General features: G+C 53.8%; 1 rRNA gene. It reads left to right on the top strand.

Annotated elements, in window-relative coordinates:
* Positions 1-299, top strand: a 23S ribosomal RNA gene (locus ACLJNW_RS24330); the annotation flags it as partial.

Genomic DNA, 299 nt, shown 5'->3' with positions numbered 1-299 from the left:
GTAATAGCTCACTGGTCGAGTCGGCCTGCGCGGAAGATGTAACGGGGCTAAACCATGCACCGAAGCTGCGGCAGCGAACGTATCACCCAAGACAACTTTACGGAGTTGACGATTGACGGAGCGAAGCGACGTCAAAGCGTTCATTAAAGTCGAGTTGGCTTAGGGATACGTTCGTTGGGTAGGGGAGCGTTCTGTAAGCCGTTGAAGGTGGCCTGTGAGGGTTGCTGGAGGTATCAGAAGTGCGAATGCTGACATAAGTAACGATAAAGCGGGTGAAAAGCCCGCTCGCCGGAAGACCA

Origin of the sequence: Salmonella sp. SAL4457 (assembly GCF_046548235.1) — a bacterium.
GTDB classification, from domain to species: domain Bacteria; phylum Pseudomonadota; class Gammaproteobacteria; order Enterobacterales; family Enterobacteriaceae; genus Salmonella; species Salmonella enterica.
The sequence above is the reverse complement of the archived record's forward strand: the minus strand, read 5'-3'. Positions and strand labels throughout refer to the sequence as shown.